This window comes from Qipengyuania aquimaris, assembly GCF_020171965.1.
Taxonomy (GTDB): domain Bacteria; phylum Pseudomonadota; class Alphaproteobacteria; order Sphingomonadales; family Sphingomonadaceae; genus Qipengyuania; species Qipengyuania aquimaris_A.
This window is the reverse complement of the sequence record NZ_JAIUZK010000001.1, coordinates 817,995-834,727: the sequence shown is the minus strand read 5'-3', so window position 1 is coordinate 834,727 and position 16,733 is coordinate 817,995. Positions and strand designations below refer to the sequence as shown.

Sequence of the window (16,733 nt, the reverse complement as noted above, 5' to 3'; positions counted from 1 at the left end):
TGCCGTGGTGAATCAGGGGTGTGGGCGGCTGTCTTGACTCTGTCATAAAACCACCGCTTTGCGGAAACATGCACGGCCTAGCGGGGCTGCGCTTCCAATAAAGAAAATTCACACCCGAAGAGACGAAGGGGTCTTCTCGATGAAGTTCAAATATCTCCTGGCCACCTCGGTGGCTGGTATCGCAGCGGTAGGCGCGATGCCCGCAGCAGCCCAGTCGACCGGTTCGATCGACTTTGATGAGGCCGATGTAATCGTCGTTACCGGTCGCGGTGACGATGGCGTCGGTGGCGTCGAAATTCCCGACACCACGAAGGCCAAGCAGGTCCTCAACGAAGAGATCATCCGTCGCCAGCGCCCCGGCCAGACGGTCAACGACATCGTGAACCTTGTTCCCGGCGTCAGCTTCCAGAACAACGACCCCTGGGGTTCGTCGGGCGGTGGCTTCACCATTCGCGGCTTCGGCGCGGACCGCGTTTCGCAGACGCTGGACGGCCTCCCGCTGAACGACTCGGGTAACTACGCCCTCTACACCAACCAGCAGGTCGACCCTGAAGTTCTCGAAGAAGTGAACGTCAACCTCGGCACGACCGACGTCGACAGCCCGACCGCTTCGGCAACCGGTGGTACGATCAACATCCGTACCCGCGAACCTGGCGACGACGCCGGCATCGTGGCGACCATGACCTTCGGCGACGTCCTCGCCGGCGGTGCGGAAGACACCATCTACACCCGCGGTTTCGTGATGTTCGACAGTGGCGACATCACCGGCAGCGGCACCAAGGCTTTCGGCTCGGTCAGCTACACGACCTATGGCGTTCCCTACAACCCGTACGGCCGCGTCAACAAGACCCAGTTCAACGGCCGTATCTGGCAGGATATCGGTTCGAATGGAGACTTCGTTGCCGTTTCGGGTCACTACAACCAGAACCGCAACAACTTCGCAGGTTCGGAAAGCATCGGCGACCTCATCATCCTCGGTGATGAAGACCTCGCTGATCTCGTCCAGGCGACCCTCGGCACGAGCGGCAAGAAGTCGCGCTTCGAACTGTACAGCCTGTCGGGTGAATACCCCTGTGCCAGCAACCCGAATGTTATCGCTGCCGAAGTCGGCGGTACGGGCAGCCCGGGCGCAGGTATCGACTACAGCGACCGCAGCGGTTGTGGTGCAGCGTTCTACCGCCGTTACAACCCGTCCGACACGGGTAACATTCGCGGTGCTTCGCGCTTTACGATCAGCGACAAGCTGACCTTCACCTTCGATCCGAGCTACCAATACGTCAAAGCAAACGGCGGTGGCCCCGACGATCTTCGTGAATCGTTCTTCAACGTAAACGGCGGCAGCTACACCGGTGCCTTCAACGGCGGTTACTACTTCGGTCGTGACCTCAACGGCGACGGCGACCTCGACGACGAAATCGCAGGTAACGATCCCAGCCAGACGCAGACCAAGCGTTACGGCGTGATTGCCAACCTGATCTACGAAATCGCCGACGATCACCGTGCACGTCTCACCTACACGTGGGACCGCGCACGTCACCGCCAGACCGGCCAGATCAGCGCCATGCTGCAGAACGGTGAACCGCTCGACGTGTTCGCGATCGACGCTCCGCTGCTCGACGTTTACGGCAACGAAGTGAACAAGCGCGATCGTCTTTCGTTCGCGATCCTGCACCAGGTTTCGGCGGAATACGTCGGCCGCTTCGGCGACTTCCAGGCGAAGCTCGCTCTGCGCGCTCCGTTCTTCACCCGCGAACTGAACCAGAACTGCTTCACCACTTCGGCTGGCGGTTTCGTGGACTGCCCGAGCCCGGGTCAGGACCTGTCGAACTACGTCGACGCTTCGTTCAACGACGACCACGTTGCACCGGTTTCGCGTACCTACAAGTACGACAAGCTGCTGCCGAACGTTGGCTTCACCTACGACTTCAGCAATGAAATGTCGGTGTTCGCCAACTACGCCAAGGGCCTTTCGGTCCCCGGCACGGACCCGCTGTATGACTCGCTGTATCTCGCAGACGATGCATTCGCCCGTCCGACCCCGGAAACGACCGACAGCTTCGACCTTGGTCTGCGTTACCAGAACGGCGACATCGAAGCCCAGCTTGGCGCTTACTACACGAAGTATAACGATCGCCTCGCGACCGCTTTCGATCCGGAAGCAAACGACGGCGAAGGTGAATTCGTTTACCGTAACCTCGGCAAGGTCGATAAGTGGGGCCTCGACGGCTCGATCGCTTACCGCCCGACCCGCAACTCGCTCATCTACGTTTTCGGTTCGTACAACGACTCCGAAATCTCGGAAGACGTTGCTGACGGGACCTGCAACCAGTTCGAAGTCGATAACGATTTCTACAGCTGTAACGCAGTGGGCGACATCCAATTCCTGCCTACCGGTGGTAAGTCGGAATCGGGTACCCCGACCTTCTCGTTCGGTGCCCGTGGCCAGATCGCTTTCGGCGACCTGGAACTGGGTGCGCAGTTCAAGCACACCGGCCCGCGTTTCCTGAACGACACCAACCTCGATGTGGTTGAAGAGTTCGGCCCGAACGGTTCGGAAGTCAGCTACAACTTCGGTTCGAAGGCTCCGGCTTACACGACCGTCGATCTCGACGCTCGTCTGGTACTCGGCGAATTCGCAACCGGCGGTGACGCTGCTATCCAGTTGAACCTCACCAACCTGTTCGATGAATACTACATCGGCTACTTCGGTGGTTCGCTCGACGGCTTCGGCTTCGCCCAGATCGGCGCACCGCGTGCCGGCAGCATCTCGCTGATCATCGGCTACTAAGCCCGGTCGATCCGCTAATGAAAGAGGGCGGCTCTCCAATGCGGGGGGCCGCCCTTTTCTTTTGGTCGCGCGGGCAATCAGGCGGTAGCGAGCAATTCCTCGGCCAGCTTCTTGCGCACGATCGGCTCGACGCCCGAACGCAGCGCCCGTTCGAGTGCCGCGGCTTTCTCGCCCAGGGCCTCTTCTCCGAACATTCCGGCGGTGCCCGCCAGCTTATGGACGGTCCTTGCCAGCTCTTCGATATGAACGCCCTCCAGGACGTCCTGTTCGACTGCCGCAGTGACAGCGGCAAGCGCTTCGGACCGCCGTGCATTCCATCGCTCCAGCAGTTCGCTAGACGGTTTGCGCGCTGGGGCTGAAGAAGGATGGGGCAGGAGGCTCCCCGCATCTTCCGGCACGATCCGCACCGGCAGCCACCTTGCCAGCACGGCGGTCAGTTCCTCGAACACAAGCGGTTTGGCGAGGTGCCCCTGCATGCCTGCCTCCTGCGCAGCGGCAATGTCCTCGGGAAAGGCATTGGCGGTCAGCGCGATGATAGGCAGCTGGCTCAATCCCACGCCATGGCTGCGAATGGTGCGCGTGGCCGTGTAACCATCGCAACCCGGCATCTGGATATCCATCAGGACGAGATCGAACGGCGCATCGCTTTCCGCCGCATCGAGCGCCATCTTCACGGCTTCGGAGCCGTCATGAGCCACAGTCACCCGCTGCCCCAATTGTTCCAGCATGGCGGTCACCAGCATCCGGTTCACGTCATGGTCTTCCGCCAGCAGAACGCTAGCCGATGGCGGCGGGGCAAAACGGTTGCCCGCGCGCCGCTCTTCCATGGCAGGATCATCCAGATCCTGATCGACTTCTTGCAAGGGGATACGCAAGGTGAAGCGCGAGCCTACGCCAGGCATTGAATCGACTGTCAGGCTGCCGCCCAGCAGTTCGGCGAGCTGGCGCGAGATCGAAAGGCCGAGGCCGGTTCCTCCATAGCGCCGAGTCGTGCTGGCTTCTTCCTGGATGAAAGGGTCGAAGATCCGGTCGAGACGTTTCGGGTCGATGCCGATTCCGCTGTCCTCTACCGAGATGGCCAGCCGAGAACCCTCCTGCAGAACGCTGACCGTCACTGCACCGGATTCGGTGAATTTCACGGCATTCCCGATCAGGTTGAGCAGCACCTGCCGCAGGCGGAGGGGATCGCTCTGGATTTGGCGGGGGATGTTGTCCGGGCACGATGCGGCCAGTTCGATCCCCTTGCGTTCCGCGCCTGCCATATGAAGCCGCACACAATCCTCGACCAGGCGGGGCAGGTCGAAAGTCTCGTAATTGATGACAAGCTGGCCGGATTCGATCTTCGATATGTCGAGGATGTCGTTGAGCAACATCATCATGGATCGTCCCGAGCGAGCAATGAGTTCGGCATAGCGTTCCGCTTCGGGATCCAGTTCCATACGCGCAAGCAAGTCGGCGAAACCGAGCACCCCGTTCATCGGTGTGCGTATTTCATGGCTCATATTGGCGAGGAACTGGGCCTTGGCGCGGGCGGCATTCTCCGCATGCCGTGTGGCGCGTTTAAGCTTTCGCTCCAGTTCGACCCTTTCGGTGACGTCACGCGCCGATACGACGATGCCCTCCCGCTCTCCCGTGGCGTGATCGAATGCGAGCGCGCAGTCGGCTTCGATATAGACCGGTGATCCATCCTCGCTGTCGAGAAACCGGCGATAGGTGAAGCGTTCACTCTTGCTCTTGCCGGACAACAGCCTTTCCTCGACCCCTGCGACTTCCTCGCGAGCTTCGGGGTGAACCCTCTCGCCCGTCGTCATGCCGACGAATTCTTTCGGAGGGGCGCCGAGAACGCGGCTGACGGACGGCGAGGCATAGGTGCAGACCCCGTGCAAATCGTAGCGCAGGATCGCATCCGTGATATTCTGTGCCAGCAAGGCGAGATGCTTGCGGCTGTTGATGATCTCTTCCGTCAACCGCTCCCTTGTCGACAGCACTGCTGCCACCGGGAAACCGACCAGGACGGAAGATGCGAGGAAGGCCTCTAGCACGATCAGCTGCGAATGGAGGGGCATGGGCAGCAGGTTGATCGGTCCGTAGCCCATCTGGGTCGCGATCACCGCGATCGTCGCCACCTTGAACACGGAGAATGCCGTGCCGAGCGCGCCGAGGCGGAAGGCATGGGAGATGATGATCGGCGGGACGAGGAAGAGCAGCGGATAGGACGTCTGCAGGAACACGATCAGCGTAACCGATGTGCCCAGGGCAGTGAGCGTGGCCCATTCCAGCGCCTCTTTTCGTGTCGGAAGGCGCGGGTTGGAAATGGCATCCCACAGCACAAGGACGGCAGGCGCGATGATGACCATCGAAAGGGCATCGGCAGCCGCCCACTGCATGACGCCGGAAAACGACGCATTGCCTGCACCTGCCAGCGCGAGCGATGCGACCGTCGCTGAAACGAGCGGGGCGACAAGACCGGCCCCAAGGACGAAGACGACAAGGTCGCGCGTGTCTTCCATCGTGGGACGAGGGGACGCGAACTTTCGGACGAGCCACAAGGCGATGACGATTTCCGTGATGTTCGCGCTCGACAGGATGAGCGCTGTCGAAAGCGTGTCTCCGACGAAAAGGTTTGCTGTGACATTTCCGGCAAACAGAGCAGCCAGAAGTATGCGCTCGTTGCGGAATTTCATTCGCAGCAGGATCGAGGCCGCCAGCGCATTGGGCAACCAGACTACCGCGATCCGGCCATCTCCGCGGGTCAGTTCGATGCTGACGAAGGCGAGGGTGGCAAACGCGAGAAAACCGAAGATGCAGGCGATCAGGGTCGTGCCATCGGGCCGGAAGCGGCCCTTGTACAATGCGATTGGCGATGGAAGGCTTGCGATAGCAGCATCTCCTCGTAGGTTCGGCATTGAACCTTCCGGGCCGTGGAACGCGGCCACCCACTTCCCCGTTGAGAGGCAATGAGCGAATCACAATCCCGGTTCAGCACGCAAAAGAGACGGCCCAACGGCTGGGTAATCCTGCTTATATTGCTGATTCACATAGGAATCTTCTACGCACTGATACGTAGTTTGGCGCCCGGAGTGGTCGCCACTGTGGAACGCGAAGTCGTGTCTGCCTTCACCGTTACGGTCACCGCTCCGCCCGAAGAGACGCCCGAGGTCGAACCTCAGCCGGACGAAGGTGCGCAAGGCGATCCGGGGCGTGAGGCAGTGCCCCAACCGGTTACGGCCCCGACGCCCAGGCAACAGGTTCGCGAAGATCGGCCTGTGCCGCGCGCTTCGTCGACCGGTACGGCGACCGATTCAGGGGCAACCGACAGCGGCACTGGCACGGGCGCTGCAGGTAGCGGCCTCGGCACCGGTGCCGGTCGCGGCGGCGGCGGGCAGGGGGGCGTGGCGGCAACGAAGCCGGTCCTTGTTCGGGCCATCACCGATGCCAGCGCTTTCCCCATCCCACCCGGTGGGAGGGAGGCGCGGATCGGCAAATCGGTCATCGTCAAATTGCGAGTGTCGGCAGAGGGGCGCGCCACGAGTTGCTCGGTTTACCGTCCGAGCCCGTTCCCGGAGACCGATTCGAAGGTGTGCGAACTGGCGCTGCAGCAGCTGCGTTTCGAACCCGCCCGCAATGCAGAAGGCCAGCCTGTCGCGGCGCCGTTCTATTATCAGCAGAGGTTCTTCAACTAGGCCAGGTCAGCTGCCGGATAAATCGGATAGCAGCTTTTCGAGCTCTTTCTTGCCATAGGGCTTGGTCAGCAGTCCTCGCGCGCCCAGCTCTTCGACGCGGTCCTTCATCTCGCCATAGCCGGTAGCCATCCAAAACGGGGTCCCGCGTCCGGCCAGTTCCTTGGCAATTGCCTCGCTGTTCTCGCCGCCGAGATTGTAGTCGAGGATGGCGGCTTCGAAGTCGTTCTTCGCCAGCGCCTCCATTGCGCCTGCGACCGAACTTTCCACGCGTACCTGCGCCACGCCCAGTTCCTTGAGGCAATCTTCGGCATCGAGGGCGATGATCATGCTGTCTTCGACCAGCAACATGCTCCCCGGTGCCGGCTTGGTGTCGCTGTCTGCTCCCGGGTTTGGGACGGCATTCGCTTCGCCGTCAGCAGGGGAGGTCGCGGCCTGCTCAGCCTCGTCCCACTCGACGAAACGGTCGGGAACCCGGAAACTCGCTTCGACGCCGCTAAGCTTGTAATCCACCCGCGCCTCGCCGCCCAGTTCGTGCGGGATCGAGCGCTCGATGATGGTGGATCCGAAGCCGCGCCGGGACGGGGGCCTTACCGGCGGACCTTGGCTTTCCGTCCAGTCGATTACGAGCGAATCGTCGTAGTCGCGCCGGGTGGTGATTTCGAGCAAGCCCATGCTGTCGCTCAAGGACCCGTATTTGGCCGAGTTCGTGATCATCTCGTGGATGACAAGGGCGAGCACCGTGTAGGCTTCGGGATTGATCTGGGCTTCTGGACCGGTCACCCGCAGGCGGTCGGTCTTCCCGGCGAGATATGCCTTCGCCTCGCTGTCGATCAATTCGCCAAGCGGGGCCGATGACCAATTGCCCTTGGTGATGTTGTCGTGTGCAAGTGCCAGCGCGGAAACCCTGCCGCCGACGATTTCGGTGAAGGTTTCGATATCACGCGCATCCCCGCGCGACTGGTTGATCAGGCCCCGGATCAGGTTGAGGATGTTGCGCACGCGGTGGTTCAGTTCCGCGATCAGTAGTTCCTGATGCGCTTGCGCCTTGCGTCGTTGTTCCAGGTCCTTGTCTGTCAGGCGCAGGATGATTTCCAGCAGGCTCACGCGCAGCTGGTCGGCCATTTGCAGCTCGCCTTCGGTCCACGGGCTGCTCTTGCCCTCGACCGTTTCCTGCCACGCCTCAAAGCTCTTGCGCGGGGTCAGGCGCGCGCCGTTCGGACCCATTTCGACCGGCTTTTCGGGATTTCCAGCCCAGGTGACGACCTGGTCGAGGCTGGACCGCCACAAGACGAGATAGTCGCGCGGCGACCGCGATACCGGGATGATTAAGCCCCCGACAGCGCGGTCCGCGAACCGCTCGGCGCGTGGGAAACGCGCGGGTAGTTCGTCCACCGCCAGCACCCGGCTGGTCGCTGCGGCATTGAGGGATTTGACGAGCGCCCGGAATTCTTCCTCGTTCGGTCCCTTGCCGTTGAGCTTGTAGATATCGTCGACGAAGATGCTGATCCCGTCATGCGGAATGATCTGCCCGATGACCGGATCGAGGGTGGGCAGGCTTTGCAGCAGGCTTTGCCCGGCGACGATATCGCGCATCAGCCGGTCATGAACCTCGCGTCCGCGATCGCGGAGCTGCGACTGTCTCTTGTTGAGCGCCCGTTCGATCAGCAGCGAGACCATCTCGGAATAGAGTTCGGCTGCAGTGCGCTGGGAATAGGGCAGGAATTTGGGCGAGTAGTGATGGCAGGCGAAGAGGCCCCAGAGCTTTCCGCCAATTACGATCGAGATCGAGAGCGAAGCTTCGACGCCCATGTTGCGCAGATACTCGATGTGGATGGGAGAGACGGCACGCAAGGTGCTCATCGACAGGTCGAGCGGCGACCCTTCCGCGGTTATCCCGGGTTCGATCGCGACCGGCTCGTCGTTCACGTCACTGATGATGCGAAAGCGATTGCGCACATAAAGTTCGCGCGCCTGGGCGGGAATGTCCGATTTGGGATAGCGGAGCCCGTGGAATTTCTCGAGATCGCCGCGCGCTGATTCTGCCACAACCTCGCCTGAAAGATCGCCGTGAAAGCGGTAGATCATGACGCGGTCCATATGCAGCGTCGTGCGTACCTGTCGGGCGGCCTCTTCCAGCAAGGTGTCGAGGTCGGTCAGCTTTTCGAGGCGCTGCATGGCAGGGCGCAGGAGGCCGAGCTGGCGGCTGATATCGCCCTGCTTGTGCCGCTCGATCTCGATGATCGAATAGGGGCCGGAGCAATGGAGGGCGCAATCGAACAGCGTGCCGTCGCCGCGCAGGTCCAGCCCGAACAAGCGTTCGATTTGGTCATCGTCGATGAGACCGCTCACCGCGCTGCGCAATTGATCGACTGCCGGGCCGGCAAGAACATTGGAGAGCCTGCTTCCGACCTCGACCTCTCCGTCGAGCCCGAGCATCTTTTCCAGGTTCGTCGATCGCTGGGAGACCAGCCAATCGGTGTTGACCGCGACCAGCGCGCCGAAACTCTGGATGCGTCCAAGCTGGTGGATCGGCTCCCGATCGCAATTGGTCAGATCGACCTGGTAGTCGGGAGCGCTCATGCGGCTTCTTTCAGTTCGGATCGGGCGAGCACGTCCAGAAATACGGTGAAGGCGAGCGTTGCGCCGTCGATCATCTGGTCTTGCTCAAACGTGTCGAAATCGCCCGCTAGCAGGGGCAGCAGAGTTCGGAAATAGGCAGGCATTCTCGGGTCGGCCAGAAAAGCGTCGGCATGGTCGAGACCGAGTTTGCGCCGCTGGGCCAGCATCGCGCGGTTTCCCATGGACGAACCTGAAAGGACCCACGCCGCGCCCAATGCCGCGGCGGTCGATCCGAACGATGCGCTCCCCGCAATTTCAACCGGTTCGCTCCCCAGCGCATGGAGATCGCGGGCGATAAGGTCGATTTGCGAGGGAGGAGCGCCGACCTGCGCGGGCCGATAATCGGAGAAGCCCGCGTCGAGATAGCGCCGGCTGGCGTATTGGATGGTCAGGAACCGGGCAAAAGAGGTGTCATCACCGACGGGCAGGCCGCCCATCGCGTCGTCTAGTCGGTCATGCAGCGAGGCCGTGGCCGCGCGTAGTCTCTGTCTCAAACCCGCTCCCCCCGCGGTCGCATTCGGTCATCGGGGGACGACAAGCAAACACGAAGAAACCGCCAGAATGACGGTCTTCGTGATCAAGCGATTGAATGCGAAGGGAGTTCCCGCCGCAGCGGAAAAAATCGCGGGTCAGGTTTTGGGGGCGCTCAGCAGCTTCTCGCCCTTAGAGCGGATGGCGCTTTCGATCATTGGTTTCACGAAGCTCAGCGCCATCGGCAGGTCGACTTCGAATACCACCTGCTTGTCCTCGATCAGGACCCGCGAATTCAGCGATTGCCCCATGGTGACGACATTCACCGCCATGGTGTCTTCGTTCGGCCATGACACGTCGACTTCCGCCATGCCGCCGGGCACGACATCGGCGATTTCATGGCTGCGGCTGGAGAGGCGGTGGCGCACTTCTTCCTTGGGAAGATCGTGGGAAATCGGGACGCGCATCAGCTCTTGTGCTCCAGTTGTGGGCTGGTCTCGGCACCTTCGCCGAACTTGTATTCGAGGAACCGGTGCTTGATCGCCAAATCGTCGAGCGAACCTTCGGCCAGTTGGCGCGTGATAGAATCGATTTCGCCGCTGATCTTGGACAGGCTGCCCGTCAGCTGTTCGTCCGGCGTTGCCCCGGCGCGCTTTTCAGTGCGGAGATGCGCCGGGATCTTGCGATAGCTATCGACCATCTCGGGAAGCTGTTCACCGACGAGGCTGCGGATTTCCCGGGCCTTGGGGTGGTTTTGGTCGAGGCCCTCGAGTTGGAAGCCGAGATTATCGAGCTGCACGCCGATCTGGTCGACCAGATTGACGGCTGGCGGGGGCAGGGCAGGGCGCTGCGCTTCGAGCCATAGCTCGGTGCGGCTCACCATCTGCTTCACATCGCCCCGGTTGATGTCGCTCCGCTTGGGGATTTTCACCTTGGGGTAGTTCGAAAAGACCGCTGCAGCCACGACTACCGCGAGAGCGATCGCCATCACGCCGACGAAACCGATCCCGTCGAGCACCAGCCCGGCGACCGATCCCGCAACGAGGATCGTGAAAACGGCGCCGACGAAATAGGTAAGGCGTTTGGTCCAGTTCTTGCGGCGAACCCGGGCCGATCCTTCACCGATCGACACGGCGCGGCGATGGCGGCCACCCTCACGGTTGTCGCGCACGAGCGCCCTGCCTTCGGAAAGGATGCGGTCGGAATCTCGGCTTAGGTCGCTCAAGGCTGTTCCCTTATCCCTCGATGCTCAACAGGTCGCTGGTCGCCACCTGCTTCTGCGCCTGGGCCTGGCCTTCGGCGCGGGCGATATAGCCCTTCGACTTTTCGACCTCTTCGCCAAGCAGCGTGACCGTTTGCTTCATGGAATCGAGCGCACGAATCTTGAATTCGTCGACCTCGTCCATGGTGTCGTAGATGTTCTGGAAGGCGCGCTGCAGCGTCTCCAGCGGGATGGTGCTGGCGGCGGCCTGTTCGTGGATCTTGCCGGTCTGGTCGCGCAGCATAGTGCTGGTGCTATCGATAATGCCTGCAGTCGTGTCGTTGAGCGCGGTGATCTGGCCCAGCACGAGACGCTGGTTGGTCATCGCTTCGGCGACGGTCACCGCCGTGCGCAGCGCGCCCACGGTCGTGGTGCTGGCGCGGTCGACGCCCTTCACCAGCTCGACGTTGTTCTTCTTCACGAGGTCGAGGGCGAGATAGCCCTGCACGCTCACGGCCATCTGGGTGAGCAGGTCCTGCGTACGCTGGCGGACATAGAACAGCGCGGTTTCGCGCACGGCCTTGGCCTTGGCCGGATCGGTCGCGTCGAGTTCGGCGGCCTTTTCCTCCAGCTTGCCGTCCAGCGTGTTGGAGATGTGGATCATCTGTTCCAGATTGCCCATCGCCTCCCACAGTTTCTGGCGTTCGACGTCGATCGCGGCATTGTCCATGATCAGCTCGTCCTTGCCGCTGGCAAGGTTCGAAAGGATCGACTGGATGTGCGTCTGCGCGCTCTGGTAGCTGCGGAAGTAGTTGGTCAGCTTGTTGCCGAAGGGAATGATGCCGAGGATCTTGCGCGTGCCCGAAAGCTTGCCGCGCTTGCCCGGATCGAGATCCTCCACCACGCGGCGCAGTTCGGCGAGGTTCGCGCCGACACCTTCGTCCTTGTCCATCGCGCGGACCGGACGATCGAGGAAGCGGTTCGACATGCCTGCCGCCGCCATGATTTCCTTGCGGCCCATGTTGGTGAGCTGGTCGACCTTCTTGCCGAATTCGGGCGAGTTCGCGTCCTGCGCGATCAAATCGTCGACGAAGCCGTCGACCTTGCTTTCCAGCTTGCTCTTCACTTCGTCCGATACGGGGACGAGGCCGGCAGCCTTTTCGGGCGCGACAGCCGGTACCGGATCGGGCGGCGTCAGGTCGAATTCCGGCGGCGCCATCGTGGCGGTAGCGGCGGGCTTCGCAGCGGGCGTGGCAGCGGCTGCCTGTGGCTTTTCGTCACTCATGAATTTACGCAGACCTCCCGGAAGATTACTCTTCTCTGTATTAGGTCTCTATAACACGAGTTTCAAGGTGCCATCACGCGATGGCAGCTACAAAGCCTCAAGTTGACAGTAATAAGGCTTCAGGCGGCCAGTTCGAGCGGCTGGATTTCGCCCGACAGGTAAAGCCTCTTCGCCTTGGCCCGGCTGAGCTTGCCCGAACTGGTGCGCGGCAAAGTGCGCGGCGGCACGAGTTCGACCACGCAGCTCATGCCGGTTACGCCGCGGACCTTGTCGGCGATCTGGTCGCGCAGCTTGATCCGTTCTTCGGGTTCCGAAACGCGGCAATGGACCAGCACGGCGGGCGCTTCTTCGCCATTGTCGGTATCGACCGAGAAGGCGGCGATGTCGCCGTGGTTGAAGCCGGGCAGCTGCTCGACCGCCCATTCGATATCCTGCGGCCAGAGGTTCTTGCCGTTGATGATGATCATGTCCTTCGCGCGGCCCACGATGAACAGGTAGCCATCGGCCTGATAGCCCATGTCGCCCGTGTCCAGCCAGCCGTCGACCAGGCATTCCTCGGTCGCTTCCTCGTTGCGGAAATAGGAGTGCATGACGCTGGTGCCGCGGCACCAGACCTTGCCGATCTGGTGGTCGGCCTTGGCCGCGCCCTTCTCGTCGCGGATCTCGACTTCCATGCCCGGAAGCGCCTTGCCGCAATTGACGATCGCCCGGTAGCGCGCAGGGCTGTTCAGATTGCGCGGACGGCCGGAGAGGCGTTCTTCCTCGACCAGCTCAACGCGGATGCCTTCGCCCGGCGGCATGACGGTGACCGCGAGTGTGGCCTCTGCAAGGCCGTAGCTCGGCGTGAAGGCGCTGGCCTTGAATCCGGCCTGCGCAAACGCGTTGACGAAGCTTTGCATGACGTCGGGACGGATCATGTCCGCGCCATTGCCGGCAGTGCGCCAGCGCGAGAGGTCGAAGCGCTCGTCCACATGGCTCTGGCTGGAGATGCGGCGCGCACAGATGTCATAGCCGAAGGTCGGCGAATAGCTGAGCGTATTGCCCTTGTTCCGGCTGATCAGGTCGAGCCATGCCAGCGGACGGCGGGCGAAATGCTCGGTCTTTAGATAATCGACCGATGCCTGGTTCGCGATGGGCGAGAGCAGGCAGCCGACGAGGCCCATGTCATGGTACCACGGCAACCAGCTGACCACCCGGTCGTTTTCGCCAAGGTCCACGCCGGTCGAGTGGCCGAAGAGGTTGTGCAGCAGCGCCTCGTGCGTGACGGCGACACCGGTCGGGAAACGCGTCGAACCGCTGGAATACTGGAGGTAGCAAATGTCCTCCGGCTGCGCTTCGGGCAGGTCGCATTCGGGATCGGGGCGATTGGCGAATTCCTGCCAGCTTTCCCCGTCGCAGCCCTGCCGGTCGGCGGCGGCCTTGGCCATTTCCGCAATTTCTTCGGGATAGATCAGGATCTTGGGATCGCTGCTCTGCAGCTGGACCGAAAGCTGGTCGATATAGCCTTCCTTGCCGCCGAAGCCGGTGGGCAGGGGCAGCGGGACAGGCCAGGCGCCGACATAGGTGCAGGCGCAGAACAGCGCGGCGAATTCGGGGCAGGTTTCCGCAACCAGCGCGACGCGGTCTTCCTTGCCGATGCCGTAAGCGGCCAGCTGGCGCGCGAATTTGAGCGCATCCTCGCGCATTTCGCTGAAGGGATAGGGGCGAACGAGGTCGCCGCGCATATCGTGGAAATTGAGCCCCTTTTCGCTGTGGGCGGCATAATCCACCGCCTCGTTGAAGGTGGCGAAATCGGCCCTGCGCCGTGGCAGGTCGCAATCATTAGGCGTCGGCGTCAATGCGGCGTCGGTCATAGGTTTTCGCGATTCCCGTGAAATAACAGAGCCTTGCGGCATCCCTCATGATCCCTATGCGCCACGATCACTGTCGCAACGCTATATCGAGCTTTCCCATTCGGTAAGGACTGTGGCACGAATATGGCCGATGGTTGATCGTAACGCAACACAGCGCCGAACTCGTCGCAAGCCCAAGCCGCTCGACCGCACGCGGCTGCGCGACCTGGCCCTGTCCTACGTAGCGCGCTTTGCGACCAGTGCGGGCAAGCTGGAAAGCTACCTCAAGCGCAAGCTGCGCGAGCGTGGTTGGGAGGGCGAAGGCGATCCCGGTATCGAAGCCCTCGTCGCCGATTTCGTGGACAAGGCCTATGTCGACGATCGCGGGTACGGGAAGATGAAGGCGGGCGGCCTGCTGTCACGCGGATATGGCGCGCGGCGGGTCGACGAAACGCTTCGGGCAGCGGGTATCGACGAAGGACTGCGAAGCGAACTCGCCCCCGGCGAACGCGAAGCGCGCGAGGCGGCGCTGGCACTGGCCCGGCGCAGGCGTTTCGGGCCTTTCTCCACGCCTCCCGCAGACGAGACGCGCGAAATGCGTCACAAACGGAATGAAAAGCAGCTTGCAGCGATGGTTAGGGCGGGGCACACCTTCGCCCACGCTCAGGCCATCCTCTCCGCTGCCGACGAGGCGGCGCTGGAAGAATGGCTTGAAGAAGCCGATCTGTGGGATTGATGGAATGAAGTTCGAGATTGCTTTGCCGGTACTGCGCAGCGGCGCGATCTGCCTTGCGCTTGCCATGGCCGCCTGTGCGCCTGCCGGGACCGCCGAGGAACCGGCCAGCGCCGCGTCGCAGCAGGCAGAGGCGGTGCACCCGATCTCGGGCTTGCAGATCATCCCGGTTACCGTGCGCAGCGGCGACACGGTCCACACCTTCCGCACCGAACTCGCCCAGTCGCGCGAGGCGCAGGCGCAGGGCCTGATGTTCCGCACCGAACTGGCGGACGACGAGGCGATGATCTTCCCGAGCGAGCCGCAGACCGCACGCAGCTTCTGGATGAAGAACACGCCGCTCCCGCTCGACATCATCTTTATCGGGACCGACGGACGCATCCTCAATATCGCCGCCATGACCGAGCCTTATTCGCTCGAATCGGTCTATTCGGTGGGTGTGACCAGCGGGGTGCTGGAGATTCGCGGCGGCCTTGCCGAAGAGCTCGGCATCGAGCCCGGCGATTTGGTCGAGTGGTGAGGGCGAAATACACCACGCATGCGCTTGGCGCGCGCGCGGGAATCAGCTAGGCGCGCGAATTATGAATCCTCTCGCAAAGATCTTCACCTGGTGGAACGGTGCCACCATCGGCACGATGCTGTGGTCCTCGCGCAATGGCGAACACGTCGGCACCGACGCGCAGGGTAACAAGTATTACCGCTCCAAGAAGAAGGGCGAAGGCCAGCGCGAACGCCGCTGGGTGATCTACGAGGGCGCCAACGACGCCAGCCGCGTCCCTGCCGAATGGCATGGCTGGCTGCACGGATCGGGTGACGATGTGCCTGAAAGTTTCCTGCCCGCTCCGCGCATCTGGGAAGCCGACTACACGCCGAACGCAACCGGCACCGGCAACGCCTATCGCCCGCAAGGCGCGCTGGAGCGTGGTGGCAAGCGTGCGCGCGCAGTCGGCGATTACGAAGCCTGGTCGCCGGACGCCTGATCATGGCCCGCACCGGCCTGCTCCTCGGCGCTGCTCTGGTGCTTGGCGCCTGCTCGCAGGATCCGCCCGAGCCGGAAGCGGTCAGCACTGAAATTCCTGAAGAATTGCAGCGTGTCGAACTGCCCGAAGTCGTCGCTGCGGAAGCGGGGATCGGCACTCCGCTGGAAGAGCGCGTGGCGACCATCGGCCTGCTCAATAAGCGCAACAATGAAACGCAGGACCTCGAAATGCGTCCGGGCGAACAGAAGCGCGTGGGCGATGTGATCATCAGCCTCGCTTCGTGCGAGCGGACCGCTCCGTGGGAAATGCCGCAGGAAACGGGCGCCTTCGTTCAGGTCCTTGTGCGCGAACGCGGAAGCCAGAACGAATTCAACCGCGTCTTCTCCGGCTGGCTGTTCAAGAACTCGCCCAGCCTCAACGTGGTCGAGCACCCGATCTATGACGTCTGGGTCAAGGACTGCGCGATGGAGTTTCCGGGCGAGGAATGAGCGTTCGCCGCAGCGATGCTCTGCGGGATCGAACCCTGGGGCTCTCCGCGCGCCGCCCGCAGCAATTGCAGGTAATCCGATTGCGGCATGGCTACCGCGCCCAGTGAGGCGAGGTGGTCGGTCATGAACTGGCAGTCGAGCAGGCGGTATCCCGCCTCGCGCATCGCGGCGACGAGCCACGCCAGCGCCACCTTGCTGGCATTGTCGGCGCGGCTGAACATGCTCTCCCCGCAAAACACACGATCGAAGGCGACGCCATATAGCCCGCCCACCAGCTCTTCATCGCGCCACACCTCTACCGAATGGGCATGGCCGGCCTTGTGCAAGCCGATGTAGCTTTCCTCGATCTGGTGGCTGATCCAGCTTTCCGCGTGTTCTTCGCGCGGTTCGGCGCAAGCCGCGATGATCGCGGCGAAGTCGGTGTCGCAACTAACGCGAAATCGGTTCTGGCGCAGGATCTTGCGCAGGCTCGACGACATGCGAAATCCGTCCAGCGGGATCACCGCCCGCTCGCGCGGCTCGACCCAGTAGACTTCGCGATCGTCCCGGTGGTCGGCCATCGGGAAAACGCCGCTGCGATAGGCATGCAACAGCAGATCGACGGGAATCGTTTCGGGGACGGGGGCGTGCATCGTGCGCGGTTCCTAACAGTT

The 16,733-nt window shown here is 62.3% G+C and carries 14 protein-coding genes; 6 read left to right on the top strand and 8 right to left on the bottom strand.

Annotation, left to right across the window (positions count from 1 at the left end; all coding sequences use genetic code 11):
• Nucleotides 1-139: 139 nt before the first annotated feature.
• Complete coding sequence (locus LCM24_RS04035) at nt 140-2,788, top strand: TonB-dependent receptor (protein WP_224802844.1); 2,649 nt, start codon at nt 140-142, stop codon at nt 2,786-2,788.
• A 77-nt stretch (nt 2,789-2,865) separates the two neighbouring features.
• On the opposite strand, the gene LCM24_RS04030 is transcribed toward LCM24_RS04035, so the two are convergent.
• Nucleotides 2,866-5,694 carry an ATP-binding protein gene (locus tag LCM24_RS04030; RefSeq protein ID WP_224802843.1) on the bottom strand — a complete coding sequence of 943 codons (2,829 nt, stop codon included), beginning with the start codon at nt 5,692-5,694 and terminating at the stop codon, nt 2,866-2,868.
• A 186-nt stretch (nt 5,695-5,880) separates the two neighbouring features.
• Here LCM24_RS04030 and LCM24_RS04025 point away from each other — a divergent pair, with 186 nt between their 5' ends.
• The gene (locus LCM24_RS04025; protein ID WP_224802842.1) at nt 5,881-6,471 is read left to right on the top strand and encodes an energy transducer TonB; all 591 of its coding nucleotides are present in this window, start codon (nt 5,881-5,883) and stop codon (nt 6,469-6,471) included.
• Nucleotides 6,472-6,477: 6 nt separating this feature from the next.
• On the opposite strand, the gene LCM24_RS04020 is transcribed toward LCM24_RS04025, so the two are convergent.
• The 6 genes from LCM24_RS04020 to LCM24_RS03995 form a co-directional block, all read right to left on the bottom strand.
• Nucleotides 6,478-9,051, bottom strand: coding sequence for an HWE histidine kinase domain-containing protein (locus LCM24_RS04020; RefSeq protein ID WP_224802841.1), 2,574 nt, complete (start codon nt 9,049-9,051; stop codon nt 6,478-6,480).
• Complete coding sequence (locus LCM24_RS04015) at nt 9,048-9,584, bottom strand: biliverdin-producing heme oxygenase (protein WP_224802840.1); 537 nt, start codon at nt 9,582-9,584, stop codon at nt 9,048-9,050. The genes LCM24_RS04020 and LCM24_RS04015 overlap by 4 nt, the downstream gene beginning before the upstream one ends.
• 135 nt (nt 9,585-9,719) lie before the next feature.
• Nucleotides 9,720-10,028 carry a polyhydroxyalkanoic acid system family protein gene (locus LCM24_RS04010; RefSeq protein WP_090476309.1) on the bottom strand — a complete coding sequence of 103 codons (309 nt, stop codon included), beginning with the start codon at nt 10,026-10,028 and terminating at the stop codon, nt 9,720-9,722.
• Nucleotides 10,028-10,786 carry a hypothetical protein gene (locus tag LCM24_RS04005; RefSeq protein ID WP_224802839.1) on the bottom strand — a complete coding sequence of 253 codons (759 nt, stop codon included), beginning with the start codon at nt 10,784-10,786 and terminating at the stop codon, nt 10,028-10,030. Before LCM24_RS04005 ends, LCM24_RS04010 begins: the two co-directional genes overlap by 1 nt.
• A 10-nt stretch (nt 10,787-10,796) precedes the next feature.
• On the bottom strand, nt 10,797-12,047 hold the full coding sequence (locus tag LCM24_RS04000; RefSeq protein WP_412093788.1) for a toxic anion resistance protein: 1,251 nt from the start codon (nt 12,045-12,047) through the stop codon (nt 10,797-10,799).
• Between the two features lie 119 nt (nt 12,048-12,166).
• A complete protein-coding gene (locus tag LCM24_RS03995) occupies nt 12,167-13,900 on the bottom strand; it encodes a fatty acyl-AMP ligase (RefSeq protein ID WP_224802838.1) in 1,734 nt (577 codons plus the stop codon).
• Between the two features lie 130 nt (nt 13,901-14,030).
• Between LCM24_RS03995 and LCM24_RS03990 the strand changes: the two genes are divergently transcribed.
• From LCM24_RS03990 to LCM24_RS03975, 4 genes are all read left to right on the top strand, one after another.
• The gene (locus LCM24_RS03990; RefSeq protein ID WP_224802837.1) at nt 14,031-14,615 is read left to right on the top strand and encodes a RecX family transcriptional regulator; all 585 of its coding nucleotides are present in this window, start codon (nt 14,031-14,033) and stop codon (nt 14,613-14,615) included.
• A gap of 4 nt (nt 14,616-14,619) precedes the next feature.
• A complete protein-coding gene (locus tag LCM24_RS03985; RefSeq protein ID WP_224802836.1) occupies nt 14,620-15,132 on the top strand; it encodes a DUF192 domain-containing protein in 513 nt (170 codons plus the stop codon).
• A gap of 61 nt (nt 15,133-15,193) precedes the next feature.
• Nucleotides 15,194-15,592, top strand: a complete 399-nt coding sequence (locus tag LCM24_RS03980; RefSeq protein WP_090476298.1) for an NADH:ubiquinone oxidoreductase subunit NDUFA12 — start codon at nt 15,194-15,196, stop codon at nt 15,590-15,592.
• Nucleotides 15,593-15,594: 2 nt separating this feature from the next.
• Nucleotides 15,595-16,080 carry a DUF2155 domain-containing protein gene (locus tag LCM24_RS03975; protein WP_224802835.1) on the top strand — a complete coding sequence of 162 codons (486 nt, stop codon included), beginning with the start codon at nt 15,595-15,597 and terminating at the stop codon, nt 16,078-16,080.
• Here LCM24_RS03975 and aat read toward each other — a convergent pair.
• On the bottom strand, nt 16,029-16,712 hold the full coding sequence (gene aat / locus LCM24_RS03970) for a leucyl/phenylalanyl-tRNA--protein transferase (RefSeq protein ID WP_224802834.1): 684 nt from the start codon (nt 16,710-16,712) through the stop codon (nt 16,029-16,031). The genes LCM24_RS03975 and aat overlap by 52 nt on opposite strands.
• Nucleotides 16,713-16,733 lie beyond the last annotated feature (21 nt).

What these genes read in the sequence shown, in the direction of transcription:
- LCM24_RS03975 (WP_224802835.1), top strand. Translation starts at nt 15,595, where the DNA reads ATGGCCCGCACCGGCCTGCTCCTCGGCGCTGCTCTGGTGCTTGGCGCC.
- LCM24_RS04020 (WP_224802841.1), bottom strand. Translation starts at nt 9,051, where the DNA reads ATGAGCGCTCCCGACTACCAGGTCGATCTGACCAATTGCGATCGGGAG.
- LCM24_RS03990 (WP_224802837.1), top strand. Translation starts at nt 14,031, where the DNA reads ATGGTTGATCGTAACGCAACACAGCGCCGAACTCGTCGCAAGCCCAAG.
- LCM24_RS04030 (WP_224802843.1), bottom strand. Translation starts at nt 5,694, where the DNA reads ATGCCGAACCTACGAGGAGATGCTGCTATCGCAAGCCTTCCATCGCCA.
- aat (WP_224802834.1), bottom strand. Translation starts at nt 16,712, where the DNA reads ATGCACGCCCCCGTCCCCGAAACGATTCCCGTCGATCTGCTGTTGCAT.
- LCM24_RS03985 (WP_224802836.1), top strand. Translation starts at nt 14,620, where the DNA reads ATGAAGTTCGAGATTGCTTTGCCGGTACTGCGCAGCGGCGCGATCTGC.
- LCM24_RS04000 (WP_412093788.1), bottom strand. Translation starts at nt 12,047, where the DNA reads ATGAGTGACGAAAAGCCACAGGCAGCCGCTGCCACGCCCGCTGCGAAG.
- LCM24_RS03995 (WP_224802838.1), bottom strand. Translation starts at nt 13,900, where the DNA reads ATGACCGACGCCGCATTGACGCCGACGCCTAATGATTGCGACCTGCCA.
- LCM24_RS04035 (WP_224802844.1), top strand. Translation starts at nt 140, where the DNA reads ATGAAGTTCAAATATCTCCTGGCCACCTCGGTGGCTGGTATCGCAGCG.
- LCM24_RS04010 (WP_090476309.1), bottom strand. Translation starts at nt 10,028, where the DNA reads ATGCGCGTCCCGATTTCCCACGATCTTCCCAAGGAAGAAGTGCGCCAC.
- LCM24_RS03980 (WP_090476298.1), top strand. Translation starts at nt 15,194, where the DNA reads ATGAATCCTCTCGCAAAGATCTTCACCTGGTGGAACGGTGCCACCATC.